Genomic DNA, 12,900 nt, shown 5'->3' with positions numbered 1-12,900 from the left:
CTGAGTATGTTCGGCCACGATCCGTGGTGGCTGGTTCTCGTCAAATCGATCGGCATCTTCGTATTCCTGCTGCTGACACCGATGATCGCGGTGTACGCCGAACGCAAGATCGTGGCCTTCATGCAGATGCGCGTCGGCCCCAACCGGGTCGGGCCGCGCGGTTCGCTGCAGTCCATCGCCGACGGCGTGAAGATGCTCCTCAAGGAGGACATCATCCCGGCCATCGTGGACAAGCCGATCTTCATTCTCGCGCCGGTGATCTCACTGATTCCGGCCGTGATGGCGTTCGCGGTGATCCCGTTCGGGCCGCAGGTGACGATGTTCGGGCACAAGACCCAGCTGCAGCTGACCGATATGCCGGTGGGCGTGCTCTACATCCTGGCCATGGCCTCGGTCGGCGTGTACGGCATCGTGCTGGCGGGCTGGGCGTCGGGCTCGACCTATCCGCTGCTGGGCGGGCTGCGCTCGACCGCGCAGGTCATCTCCTACGAGATCGCCATGGCGCTGTGCTTCGCGGCGGTGTTCCTGCTCTCCGGAACCATGGCCACCTCGGGAATCGTCAAGGCGCAGTACGGAACCTGGTACGTCTTCCTGCTGCTGCCCTCATTCCTGATCTACGCGGTGTCCATGGTCGGCGAGACCAACCGCGCGCCCTTCGACCTGCCCGAGGCCGAGGGCGAACTGGTCGGCGGCTTCCACACCGAGTACTCCTCGCTCAAGTTCGCCATGTTCATGATGGCCGAGTACATCAACATGGCGACGGTATCCGCGCTGGCCACCACCCTGTTCTTCGGCGGCTGGCACGCACCGTTCCCGATCAGCCTGTGGGCGGGCGCGAACTCGGGCTGGTGGCCCATGCTGTGGTTCACCGCCAAGGTGTGGACCTTCCTGTTCGTGTTCATCTGGCTGCGCGGCACGCTGCCCCGACTGCGCTACGACCAGTTCATGAACCTGGGCTGGAAGCTGCTGATCCCGGTCTCGCTGGCCTGGGTCATGTACGTGGCGACGCTGAAGGTGCTGCAGGACAACGGGACCCACATCCAGACGGCGGGCATGGTGATCGGCGGGATCGTGGTCGCGCTGGTGCTGATCGGCATGGTGCTGCGTGCCGGCCACGCCGGTGACGACCGCACCAAGGCCTCGCCGGATCCGGACTCGACCCGGGCCTACTCCGATTTCCCGGTGCCGCCCATGCCCGCGGAACCGCCCGCTCCCACGGCGAAACCCGGTCTGCTGGAACCGCTCGGCGGCTTCCTGGTCACCGGCGCCACCATGTTCAAGAAGCCCAACACCGAGCTCTACCCCGAGGTGAAGACCCCGACCGCGCCCCGCTATCACGGACGCCACCAGCTCAACCGGCATCCGGACGGGCTCGAGAAGTGCATCGGCTGCGAACTCTGCGCGTGGGCCTGCCCGGCCGACGCCATCTACGTCGAGGGCGCGGACAACACCGAGGAGGAGCGGTTCTCACCCGGTGAGCGCTACGGCCGCGTCTACCAGATCAACTACCTGCGCTGCATCGGCTGCGGCCTGTGCATCGAGGCGTGCCCGACGCGGGCGCTGACCATGACCAACGAGTACGAGCTCGCCGACGACAATCGCGCGGACCTCATCTACGAGAAGCAGAACCTGCTCGCCCCGATGCAGCCGGGCATGGTCGCCCCGCCGCACGCCATGTACCCGGGCGCGGACGAGGGGGCCTACTACCGCGGTGAAGTTCCCGGTGCGCCAAGCGAACTCGCCGGAGCCGAAGGGACGAAGAAATGATCGACCTCACGGCCCAGCAGACCCAGCAGATCGTCACCCACACCTCCACCGGTGAGGCCGTGCAGTTCTGGATCCTCGCGGTGGTGGCGGTGGTCGGCGCGCTCGGCATGGTCTGCGCGCGCAAGGCCGTGCACTCGGCACTGTGCCTGGCCGCCACCATGATCACGCTGTCGGCGTTCTACATCGCCGAGAGCGCGCTGTTCCTGGGGATCGTGCAGATCGTCGTCTACACCGGCGCGGTCATGATGCTGTTCCTGTTCGTGCTCATGCTCGTCGGCGTGGATTCGGCGGAGTCGCTGCGGGAGACGCTGCGCGGGCAGCGGCTCGCGGTGATCATCGTGGGCATCGGGTTCGGCATGCTGCTCATCGGCGGCATCGCGCGCGGGGTGACCGGCAAGAGCGTCGCCGAGACCGGGCCCGGGCTGGGCGGCAACGACACCATCGGCGCGCTGGCCGAGCTCATCTTCGTGCGCTACGTGTGGGCGTTCGAGCTGACCGGGTCGCTGCTCATCACCGCGACCATCGGGGCCATGGTGCTCGCGCACCGCGAGAAGTTCGGGCCGCCAACCGATCAGCGCACGCTGTCGAAGGAACGGTTCCGGCAGGGCACGCGGGTCACGCCGCTGCCCACGCCCGGCGTGTACGCCCGCCACAATGCCGTCGACGCGCCCGCGCGGCTGCCGGACGGCTCCTTCGAGGAGCTGTCGGTCAGCACCATCCTGCGGCACCGCCGCGATCGCGCCCACACCGAGGCCGTGGTGCTCACCGTCGGCAACGGCAACGGTGACGAACTGGCCTCGAACGGCAACGGCCACAACGGCAATGGCCACAACGGCGCGAACGGCAACGACTCCCACGAGGAAGGCTTGCGGTGAATCCGGACAACTATCTGTATCTCTCGGCGCTGCTGTTCACCATCGGCGCGGCCGGAGTCTTGGTGCGGCGCAACGCCATCGTGGTGTTCATGTGCATCGAGCTCATGCTCAACGCGGTGAACCTGGCCTTCGTCACCTTCGCCCGGGTGCACGGCAATCTCGACGGGCAGGTGTTCGCGTTCTTCACCATGGTGGTCGCCGCGGCCGAAGTCGTGGTCGGACTGGCCATCATCATGAGCATCTTCCGTGCCCGCCGCTCGACCTCGGTCGACGACGCGAACCTGCTGCGGTACTGATATGGATACCGCGCAGATGATGCTGTGGCTGCTGCCGGCGCTGCCGCTGGCCGGGGCCGTGTTCCTGTTGCTGGTCGGCAAGTTCAGCGACAAGTGGGGGCACACGGTCGGAACGCTGATGGCGCTGGGCTCCTTCGGGGTGGCGGTGTGGGCGTTCACCGAGATGCTGGATCGGTCGAATGCCGAACGGGCCGTGCACTACACGCTGTTCGAGTGGGCGCCGGTCGCCGGGCTGAAGGTGGACTTCGCGCTGCAACTGGATCAGCTGTCGATGTGCTTCGCGCTGCTGATCACCGGTGTCGGCTCGCTGATCCATATCTACTCGATCGGGTACATGGCCCACGACGAGGGGCGGCGACGATTCTTCGCCTACCTCAACCTGTTCCTGGCCGCCATGCTGGTGCTGGTCCTCGCGGGCAACTACCTGGTGCTGTACCTGGGCTGGGAAGGCGTCGGTCTGGCGTCGTACCTGCTGATCGGGTTCTGGTACCACAAGCCTTCCGCCGCAACGGCGGCCAAGAAGGCGTTCGTGGTCAACCGGGTCGGCGACATGGGGCTGGCCATCGCGCTGATGATCATGTTCGCCACCTTCGGGTCCATCGACTTCGGCACGGTCTTCGGGGCGGCCGGACAGGCGAGCACCGGAACCCTCACGGCTATCGGGCTTCTCCTGCTGTTGGGCGCGTGCGGTAAGTCCGCGCAGGTGCCGCTGCAGTCCTGGCTCGGGGACGCGATGGAGGGTCCGACCCCGGTGTCGGCGCTCATCCACGCGGCCACCATGGTCACCGCCGGTGTGTACCTGATCGCGCGGTCCAACCCGATCTTCGATCTTGCGCCCGGTGCACAGGCTGCCGTCATGGCAGTCGGTGCAGTGACTTTGCTGTTCGGTGCGATCATCGGCTGCGCCAAGGACGACATCAAGAAGGCCCTGGCCGCGTCGACCATGAGCCAGATCGGGTACATGGTGCTGGCCGCCGGACTCGGGCCGGTCGGTTACGCGGCCGCGATCATGCACCTGCTGACCCACGGTTTCTTCAAGGCCGGGTTGTTCCTCGGTGCGGGCTCCGTCATGCACGCCATGGACGACGAGACCGATATGCGGCGCTACGGCGGGCTGCGCAAGCTGCTGCCGGTCACCTACGTCACCTTCGGGCTCGGATACCTTGCGATTCTGGGTGTTCCGCCGTTCGCGGGGTTCTGGTCCAAGGATCGGATCATCGAGGCGGCGTTCGCGCACGGCGGGTTCGGCGGGATCGTCACCGGGATCGCGGCGCTGTGCGGTGCGGGTGTCACCGCGTTCTACATGACCCGGGTCATGATCTTCACGTTCTTCGGTGAGAAGCGCTGGAAGGAAGGCACGCATCCGCACGAGGCGCCCGCCTCGATGACCGGGCCGATGATTCTGCTGGCCTTCGGATCCGTGTTCTCGGGCATGATCTTCGCCTACGGGTCGTCGCTGACCAACTGGCTGGCCCCGGTGGTCGGCGAACACCACGGCGAACCGTTCATCCCGGCCTGGGCGATTACCTTCTTCGCTTTGGCCGTGGTGGCTGCGGGCATCTGGGTGGCCTACGACCAGTACGCGGGCAGCCCGATTCCTGAAACCGCCCCGGACGCAACGCCGCTCGTGGTGGCCGCGCGCCGCGACCTGTACGGCGACGCCGCCAACGAGGCCGCGTTCATGCGTCCCGGTCAGCACCTGACCCGGTCGCTGGTCTTCGTCGACAACCGCGGGATCGACGGGCTGGTCAATACGACCGCGGCCGTCATCGGCGGACTGTCGGCTCGAATCCGGCGGGTGCAAACCGGATTCGTGCGCTCCTACGCCCTGTCCATGTTCACCGGCGCGGCCCTGGTGGTCGCCGCCCTGCTGGCGGTGAGGTTGCTTTGAGCGATTTTCCTTGGCTCACCACGCTGTGGGCGGTTCCATTGGCGGGAGCGGCGCTGTCGCTGCTGTTCCCAGCGGGATGGCGTACCGGGGTGCGGAGTTTCGCGCTGCTGGTATCGCTGGGCACGCTCGGTGTCGGTATCTGGTTGGCCACCCAGTTCAAGACCGGTGGCGAGCAGTACCAGTTCGTTGAAAAGCACGAGTGGATCCCGGCTTTCGGGGCCGGCTACACGCTCGGGATGGACGGCATCGCGCTGGTGTTGGTCCTGCTGACGGCCGGGTTGGTGCCGCTGCTGCTCATCGCGGGCTGGCAGGACGAGCGCGAGGTCGGCAGCGGGCCGCGGGTGGCGCACATCTATGTGGCGCTCACGCTGGTGGTCGAATCGATGGTGCTGATCTCGTTCACCGCGTTGGACATTCTGCTGTTCTACGTGTTCTTCGAGGTCATGCTCATCCCGATGTACTTCCTCATCGGCGGGTTCGGCCCGCGGACCGGGGATCTGGCGGCGCGGCAGCAGCGCTCGCGGGCGGCGGTGAAGTTCCTGCTGTACAACCTGTTCGGCGGGCTCATCATGCTGGCGGCGGTCATCGGGCTGTACGTCATCACCGCGCGGGACAAGCTGGGCAGCGGGGGCGGCGGGACCTTCGACTTCCGGACCGTCATGGAAGCCGCCAACTCCGGTCACCTGGGTGCGACGCCGGGAGTTTTGAACGCGCTGTTCCTCGGGTTCATGTTCGCGTTCGCAGTGAAGGCTCCGCTGTGGCCGCTGCACACCTGGCTGCCCGATGCCGCCGTGGCGGCGACCCCGGCCAGTGCGGTGCTCATGATGGCGGTGGTCGACAAGGTCGGGACCTTCGGCATGCTGCGGTACTGCCTGCTGCTGTTCCCCTCGGCCACATCGACTTACGCGCCGTTGATCAGCGTGCTCGCGGTGATCGGGATCATCTACGGGGCCTTGCTGGCGATCGGGCAGACCGATGTCATGCGGCTGATCGCCTACACCTCGATCTCGCACTTCGGTTTCATCATCCTCGGCATCTTCGCACTCACTACACAGGGCGGGACCGGGGCGACGCTGTACATGGTCAACCACGGCATCTCCACGGCGGCGCTGTTCCTGATCGCCGGATTCCTGGTGTCGCGCCGGGGTTCCCGGCTCATCGCCTCGTTCGGCGGGGTGCAGAAGGTCGCGCCGATTCTGGCGGGAACGTTCTTCATCTCCGGTCTGGCCACGCTCTCGCTGCCCGGGCTCGCGCCGTTCATCAGTGAATTCCTGGTCCTGATCGGGACATTCACCCGATACCCGGTGGCGGCGATCTTCGCGGCCTCGGCTTTGGTGCTGGCCGCGCTGTACGTGCTGTGGATGTACCAGCGGATGATGACCGGGCCGGTCAAGGAGGGCAATGAGCGCCTCTACGACCTGCTCCCCCGCGAGATGGTCGTCGTGGTGCCGCTGATCGTCGCGCTGCTGTTCCTGGGCGCGTATCCGAAACCGGCGCTGGACCGGATCGATCCGGCCGTCGCCCGGACCCTCACCACCATCGGCCAGCACAACCCGGCGCCGGCCGTGCAGCCGGAAGCCGCCCAGACGAACACCGGAGGTGCCCACAAATGAGTGGAGGTGTACTGCTCGCGGCGACCGTCCCCGCGCCGAGCATCGAGTATCGGGATCTGTCGCCGATGCTGATCGTGTTCGGGGTCGCGGTCGCGGGTGTGCTGGTGGAAGCATTTGCGGCCCGGCGGTTCCGGTATGTGATCCAGTTGGTGCTGGGGCTGGGCGGATTGGCCGTGGCGCTCGGCGCGGTGATCGGGCTGCGGGATGTCCGTGAGACCGCGGTGGTGGGAGCTGTTGCCATCGACGGGGTTTCACTGTTCCTGCAGGGCACCATTCTGGTGGTCGGGATTCTCGGGCTGCTGTTCATCGCCGAGCGGCGGGCCGACCGGATGCCGGTGCGGCGTGAAGGGCCCGGTACTTGGAGCCTCACCGCCTCGCGGGCCGGGGTGGACGGGTTCACCCCGCAGGCGGCCTCGACGCCGGGCAGCGCGGATGAAATCGCCGCCACCAAGGCCGGAGTCGCGACCACCGAGGTGTTTCCGCTGACGCTGTTCGCGATCGCGGGGCTCATGCTCTTTCCGGCCTCGAACGATCTGCTGACGATGTTCGTGGCTTTGGAGGTCTTCTCGCTGCCGCTGTATCTGCTGTGCGGGCTGGCGCGTCGTCGACGTCTGCTCTCCCAGGAGGCGGCGCTGAAGTACTTCCTGCTGGGCGCGTTCTCCTCGGCGTTCTTCCTCTACGGCATGGCGTTGCTCTACGGGTACGCCGGGACCATCCGGCTGGAGGGGATCGCCGAGGCGGTCACCCGCGACGCCGGAAACTCGCACATCCTGGCCACTCTCGGGGTCGCCATGCTGGCGGTCGGGCTGCTGTTCAAGATCGGTGCGGTGCCGTTCCAGTCCTGGATTCCGGACGTCTACCAGGGTGCGCCGACCTCGATCACGGCATTCATGGCCGCTGCCACCAAGATCGCGGCAGTCGGTGCGATGTTGCGCGTGCTGTATGTGGCGGTGCCCGATCTGAAGAACGATTGGCGTCCGGTGCTCGCGGCCGTCGCGATCGCCACCATGGTCGTGGGCGCGATCCTCGCGGTCACTCAGACCGACATGAAGCGCATGCTCGCGTATTCCTCTGTCGCCCATGCCGGTTTCATCCTCACCGCACTGGTCGCGGCGACGTCCTCCGGTGTCTCGTCCACGCTGTTCTACCTCGCTGTCTACGGCCTCGGCACGCTCGGCGCCTTCGCCATCGTCAGCCTGGTCCGGGACGAAAACGGTGATGAGGCAACCGGTCTGCCCGACTGGGCGGGAATGGGCCGCCGCTCCCCCTGGCTGGCGACCATCTTCTCGCTGTTCCTGCTCTCCTTCGCCGGTATCCCGCTCACCAGCGGCTTCATCGCCAAGTTCGGCGTTTTCGCCGCGGCCACCGGCGGTGACGCGGCCACGCTGGTGATCGTCGGTGTCATCTCGAGTGCGATCGCGGCCTTCTTCTACATCCGCGTGATCGTGCTGATGTTCTTCACCGACCCGCCCACGACTCCGCCGACGGTCGTCTACCCCACCATGACCAGTACGGTCATCGCCATCACGGCGGCAGCCACTTTGGTTCTCGGCATCTTCCCGCAACCCCTGCTCGATCTCGCCAAGAACGCCGCCACCTTCACGCACTGACACCGGAATAGAGAAGGGCCCGCAGCGCGATTCGCTGCGGGCCCTTTTTCGTTCTTCGATCAGATGGCTATGCCCACCAGGTGACCGATCACGTAGGTGGTGATCATCGCCAATGCACCGCCTGCAAGTACGCGCACAGTGGCGCGAGCGACGGGCGCTTGGCCCAAATGCGCGCCGACCGCGCCGGTGAGGGCCAGGGCAGCGAGGACCGCCGTCATGGTCAGCGGGACTCGCATCGCCTGCGGGGTCAGGATCGCCAGCAGTGGGAGGAGGGCGCCGAGGGTGAAGGACAGTGCCGACGAGAGGGCCGCATGCAGGGGGTTGGTCAGTTCGTCCGGGTCGATGCCCAACTCGGCTTCGGCATGGGCGGTGAAAGCGTCTCGGGCGGTGAGCTCTTCGGCGACGGCCTGGGCGGTGGCGGCGGACAGGCCCTTGGCCCGGTAGATGGCCGCCAGTTCGGCCAGTTCTTCCTCGGGTTGTTCGGCGAGTTCGCGGCGTTCGGTTTCCAATAGTGCGCGTTCGCTGTCGCGCTGGGTGCTCACCGAAACGTATTCGCCCAGGGCCATGGACACAGCGCCGGCGGCGAGGCCGGCCACGCCCGCGGTGAGGATGGCTGTGCTATTGCTCGTGGCGGCGGCCACACCCACGACTATGCCTGCCACCGAGACGATTCCGTCATTGGCTCCCAGAACACCCGCGCGTAGCCAGTTCAGACGGGTCGCGAATCCCGTCGCGGCATGTGGTTCGGCCGGATGCGCGACGGCCACCGAACCGTTGAAATCGTCCCTCACCAGGGGAACGGTAATGCTTCACACGAATTCCCGCCAGCAAAGAAAGGCTCACCGAAATTAGGTAATGCATTGCATACCAAGCATTTTCGGGCCGAATAGGGGCGGAGTGACGCGGGACACCGGGGTCGCGACACGTTTGCGACAGGCGGTTTCTCGGCGGATCAGCCTATACGTGCGACAGGTTCGCCGTAGCGTTGACATCGGCGCGAATCGGAAACAGTCGAGAGAGCGGCGGCAATGCGGCCACAACCGGCAGCGATCGGATACCTGCGGCACGACGTGTCGGGGGCACAGCGGCAGTGGGACGAGGCCCAGATTCAGCATCTGGCTCGCCGGCTCGGCTACGACCTGTGCAAGACACTGGTCTTCGGCCCCGAAACCGATCGGCCCTATGTGCGCGTGCGCACAGTGCTGTCACGGCTCGAGGCCGACGCCGTCATCATTCCCAGCCTCGCGCATTTCGGCGGCCGGATTCCCGACGATATCGTGCAGGTCGCCGACATCATCACGGTGAGTCCCGAGAACACCTACGCGCGCTGGGTGATTCCGCCCATCGAATAGCTAGTCGAGGATCTCGCGCAGACGCTTGGCGAAGGCGTCCGGCTGTTCCAGGAATCCGGTGTGGCCGCCCGGGAACATTGTCGGCTCGATGTTCAGTTCGCGGCCGAGAGCGCGGGAGGTGTGGTCGCAGAACTTGTCGGTGGACTCGTCGCCGATGCCGATGATGATGTTCGTCGGGGTGTTGCGCAGGGCGTCGAGGGAGGGCTGCCAGCCGGAGGTGGTGCGCAATTCGTGGCGGTAGAAGAAGTCGTCGGATTCGATCGAGCGGGGATCGCGCTCGCCGCCGAACATCTGCTGGAGCACCTCTTCGGGCATGAACAGGCCGGTCATGGCGAAGAACTTGCGGACCGCGCCGAGTACGTCGCCGGTCTCGTAGACCGCGATGATCTCCTCGGTTTTTGCGCGGATCTCGTCGCGATCGTCGAGCAGTTCGCGCAGCGGCGGCTCATGGGCGATGAGCGTGGGGACCAGGTCGGGGCGGGCGATGGCCAACGCCAGACCCGTGATCGCGCCGCCGCTCGAGCCGAGCACGGTCGCCGGGCCCTGCCCGATATGGGTGATGACCCGGGCCAGATCGTCGGCCCGCAGCTCGGGGGTCGAATCCTTGTCCGTGTCATGGAGAGTGCTGCGGCCGTGCCCGCGCGGGTCGCTGCACAGCACGGTGTAATCGGTGGCGAGCAGCTCGGCCACCGCCGCGAACGGGCCCGACTCCATCGGGGCGCCGATCAGGGCGATGAGCGGGCCGCTGCCGCGGACCTCGTAGTAGATGGTGCCGTCCGGGACGGCGAGGGTTCCGGAGGTGACGGGTGCGGTCATGGCTGCTCCAAGCTGTTGACGACGCGGACACCACTGATGACGGTACGACCGCATCGAATTCATCGCCGCCCGAACGCAATTCCCGTCTTGAATCCGTCAATCCTGCCGACGCGGTTCAGGCAAGGCGCAGGCCATACCCTCGGCCATGCCCGTCGGGCGCACGCCCAGCGCCTGATTCACCCGCGCCCGCTGGTTCTCCCACGCGATGGCGGCGGCGAGCTCGGCCAGCTGGCCCTTGCTGATCCGGGCGAGCAACTGGGTACGAATGTCCTCGAGATCCAGCGAAGTCGGCGTCACCGTAATGGCCTCGGCATAGGAGATGACAAGCTTCTCCAGCTTGTTGTAGGCATCGCTGTCCCGGTATTTCGGCAACTCGGTGACCTGCGCCTCGGTGACCCCGCCGAAATGCGCCAGCGTCGAACCGATGTCCAGACAGAACTCGCAATTGACCAGAGCCGCGGTCTTGAGCTCGGCCAGCTCCTTGAGATGCGGGTCCAGCCGATTGGAGAACATCAGCATGGTCTCGTAGATCATCGTGCCGATCAACAACAGCGGCCGCCGGACCAGCCACCCGGCCAGATCGCCCTGATTGCGCCGCGCGCGCCGAAATGCCTTGATGTAGTTCCAGATTCGGGTGATGGCTCGCATGCTGTGTCCCCTTCGCTAACGCGGATCCTCCCAATGGATCCATCCTAAGACGAAAACGACACGCCGTAGTAGAGATTTGCCCGAATCGGTGATCGAGCTCGACCGCCCTCGCGGGGCGGCGCACCGGGGCATCGGACTTCCAGGAACGCAGAATCCGCAGCGCCTCGTGACTCGGCGACCCTCCGCCGCGGTTTAGGTGACCAGCGTCTGCTCCCGGGCCGTAAGCACCCGCAGCACTTGCCAATCCCGCTCCCCCACCAACTGCATCAGGCGCGATCACCCGGAGTCCGCGCCGCGGCCATGCGTAGTCGGTCGGCAGCTTCGGCTGCAACCTGATCCGAATTCACGAACACCCGCGAATCCGAGGCTCCAGGAACACCATTCGCACCAGCGCCCGCTGCGCCACCGGTATCTCCTCGAAACGAGGGCATTCGGACAGGACGACGGATCAGCCTGCCAAGAACTCGAGGCGGTTGCCGACTGGGTCACTGGTGTGGAATCGGCGTCGACCCGGAATCTCGGCCGGATCTGCCCAGTGGATCTCGTGGCCGGCAGCCGTGACCGCAGTCGCGACCGCGTCGACATCCGCGACGAAGGCGGGGTGAGCTTTGCGCGCTGGGTGGAATGGATCTTCGATGCCCACGTGCAGCTCCCCGTCCGGACCACCACGGCCCGGGACCGTGAACCAACAGCCGCCGCGGACAGCGAGCAACGGGGGTTTGGGAAGTTCGGTCCAGCCCAGGACGCCGACATAAAACGCTCGCATGCGATCTTCGGCACCTGGCGGGCAAGCGATCTGGACGTGATGAATCATTTTCCCCTCCTGACATCCCTTACAGGACAACCGTACTGCTTGATGTCGGATGGCGTCTGCCTGAAGCATCCGGAACTGCCGCGGACCGCGCTGACCGAACCGGCCAACGCGGCGCGGCGGAAGGTCACCTGGCCAAGCCCGTTTGAGGTCGGCCGAACACACTCCATTGCCGATGAGCGAGCCTGCTCCTTACGCGGGCGAACCCTTCCATGACCTTTGCAAAGAACACTCGCCGTTCGCGATCGGCTCTCGGGCTGGCGACTCCTCGCAGTGGGCCTGAGGATAACGTGGGTATCCGCCCTTCATCGCCGGTCTCGAAACGGCTTTGCGGACACTAGCTTTGCGAGGAATCCAGTGACAGTTTCGCTCCCACGCCATGGCGCGCCACTACCCGACCATGAGCGGCTTGCTCACGATGCACGGGCCGAGGCATCGGCGTTCATCGAGGTACTCGAACGATCGCCGGAGATGATCGATGTTGCGCACGGCCTTGCCGAGTTGAATCTGCAGGCGCGCTGCTGGATTGATGCGGAAGCGGCAGCTGCGGAGACATGGGAGGCCGCGGTTACGGCCATGGAAACGGCTACGGCGATGTTCGCCATCACGAGCTCAGACATGGGCAGCGTGGAATGCAGGATCGGCGACAAGCAACTGACCCTTCCGAGGATCGGATTGCGGACGTGCGCTCACGTGGGGAACTGGCTTAACGCCTTCTACCTGGCCGCCGCGTGCCGTGACGGCGATCGTATTACCGAACTGTGCGGGGTCTCGGTGGATGCGTTGCGGTCGGTGGGCGGTGCGGACGAATTTCTGTACCTGTGGGCCGAGATCCTGCAGGCATTCTGGACCGGGCGAGAAGGCTTGGAGGACAAGTTCCGTGCCGTGTTCGAGGTATCGGCCCCCGAGGTAGCCATCGGAACACCGCGTGAGCTGCTGCAATTCGTGCTGTACCCGCCGATCGACGTACTTTACCGGTACCTGTTCAATGACGTTGAGGCCTTCAACGAGTCACTGGCTTGGGCTCTCGAACTCCATGCGCTCTACTGGACTTCGGAGGCCGACCGGATCGAAGATGTTGCCGGTGGGCTGTCACTCCCTTTGCTTGCCTTGGCCTGTTTCGCTTTCGACGCCGAGATTCCCGTGGCGGTGGAATCAGGCTATCTGCCCAAGTATCTGATGAACCGTGCCTGGTTCAACTGATTCAGAACCCACGTCCCG

At 65.8% G+C, this 12,900-nt stretch carries 12 protein-coding genes; 9 read left to right on the top strand and 3 right to left on the bottom strand.

Annotated features, from left to right (window positions below):
* The first annotated feature begins 6 nt into the window (after nucleotides 1-6).
* The 6 genes from nuoH to nuoN are packed head-to-tail and all read left to right on the top strand — an operon-like array spanning nucleotide 7 to nucleotide 8,052.
* Nucleotides 7-1,767, top strand: coding sequence for an NADH-quinone oxidoreductase subunit NuoH (nuoH, locus tag ON43_RS16335; protein ID WP_040808324.1), 1,761 nt, complete (start codon nucleotides 7-9; stop codon nucleotides 1,765-1,767).
* Nucleotides 1,764-2,642 carry an NADH-quinone oxidoreductase subunit J gene (locus tag ON43_RS16330; RefSeq protein ID WP_083913460.1) on the top strand — a complete coding sequence of 293 codons (879 nt, stop codon included), beginning with the start codon at nucleotides 1,764-1,766 and terminating at the stop codon, nucleotides 2,640-2,642. Before nuoH ends, ON43_RS16330 begins: the two co-directional genes overlap by 4 nt.
* Nucleotides 2,639-2,938: an NADH-quinone oxidoreductase subunit NuoK gene (gene nuoK / locus ON43_RS16325; protein ID WP_040808323.1), complete on the top strand. Its 300-nt coding sequence runs from the start codon at nucleotides 2,639-2,641 to the stop codon at nucleotides 2,936-2,938. The genes ON43_RS16330 and nuoK overlap by 4 nt, the downstream gene beginning before the upstream one ends.
* Before the next feature lies 1 nt (nucleotide 2,939).
* Nucleotides 2,940-4,829 carry an NADH-quinone oxidoreductase subunit L gene (nuoL, locus tag ON43_RS16320; protein WP_040808321.1) on the top strand — a complete coding sequence of 630 codons (1,890 nt, stop codon included), beginning with the start codon at nucleotides 2,940-2,942 and terminating at the stop codon, nucleotides 4,827-4,829.
* Entirely contained in the window at nucleotides 4,826-6,442 is a 1,617-nt protein-coding gene (locus ON43_RS16315; RefSeq protein WP_040808319.1) for an NADH-quinone oxidoreductase subunit M, read from the top strand. The genes nuoL and ON43_RS16315 overlap by 4 nt, the downstream gene beginning before the upstream one ends.
* Nucleotides 6,439-8,052 (top strand): NADH-quinone oxidoreductase subunit NuoN, encoded by a 1,614-nt coding sequence (gene nuoN / locus ON43_RS16310; RefSeq protein ID WP_040808318.1) that lies wholly within the window; start codon nucleotides 6,439-6,441, stop codon nucleotides 8,050-8,052. Before ON43_RS16315 ends, nuoN begins: the two co-directional genes overlap by 4 nt.
* 59 nt (nucleotides 8,053-8,111) lie before the next feature.
* Here the strand turns inward: nuoN and ON43_RS16305 are convergent, their stop codons facing one another.
* Nucleotides 8,112-8,843: a VIT1/CCC1 transporter family protein gene (locus ON43_RS16305; protein WP_245568620.1), complete on the bottom strand. Its 732-nt coding sequence runs from the start codon at nucleotides 8,841-8,843 to the stop codon at nucleotides 8,112-8,114.
* A 237-nt stretch (nucleotides 8,844-9,080) separates the two neighbouring features.
* On the opposite strand from ON43_RS16305, the gene ON43_RS16300 reads away from it, so the two are divergent.
* Nucleotides 9,081-9,404, top strand: a complete 324-nt coding sequence (locus ON43_RS16300) for a hypothetical protein (RefSeq protein ID WP_040808317.1) — start codon at nucleotides 9,081-9,083, stop codon at nucleotides 9,402-9,404.
* Here ON43_RS16300 and ON43_RS16295 read toward each other — a convergent pair whose 3' ends face one another.
* Nucleotides 9,405-10,220, bottom strand: a complete 816-nt coding sequence (locus ON43_RS16295) for an alpha/beta fold hydrolase (protein ID WP_040808316.1) — start codon at nucleotides 10,218-10,220, stop codon at nucleotides 9,405-9,407.
* 96 nt (nucleotides 10,221-10,316) lie between these two features.
* Nucleotides 10,317-10,868 carry a carboxymuconolactone decarboxylase family protein gene (locus ON43_RS16290; RefSeq protein ID WP_040808314.1) on the bottom strand — a complete coding sequence of 184 codons (552 nt, stop codon included), beginning with the start codon at nucleotides 10,866-10,868 and terminating at the stop codon, nucleotides 10,317-10,319.
* Between the two features lie 535 nt (nucleotides 10,869-11,403).
* Between ON43_RS16290 and ON43_RS45760 the strand changes: the two genes are divergently transcribed.
* Both ON43_RS45760 and ON43_RS16280 read left to right on the top strand, forming a co-directional pair.
* Nucleotides 11,404-11,895, top strand: a complete 492-nt coding sequence (locus ON43_RS45760) for a hypothetical protein (RefSeq protein WP_174416470.1) — start codon at nucleotides 11,404-11,406, stop codon at nucleotides 11,893-11,895.
* A 141-nt stretch (nucleotides 11,896-12,036) separates the two neighbouring features.
* The gene (locus ON43_RS16280; protein ID WP_040808312.1) at nucleotides 12,037-12,882 is read left to right on the top strand and encodes an immunity 49 family protein; all 846 of its coding nucleotides are present in this window, start codon (nucleotides 12,037-12,039) and stop codon (nucleotides 12,880-12,882) included.
* The last annotated feature ends 18 nt before the right edge of the window (nucleotides 12,883-12,900 follow it).

The organism is Nocardia concava NBRC 100430, from assembly GCF_000308815.1.
Classification (GTDB): domain Bacteria; phylum Actinomycetota; class Actinomycetes; order Mycobacteriales; family Mycobacteriaceae; genus Nocardia; species Nocardia concava.
This window is presented reverse-complemented; position numbering and strand designations above follow the sequence as displayed.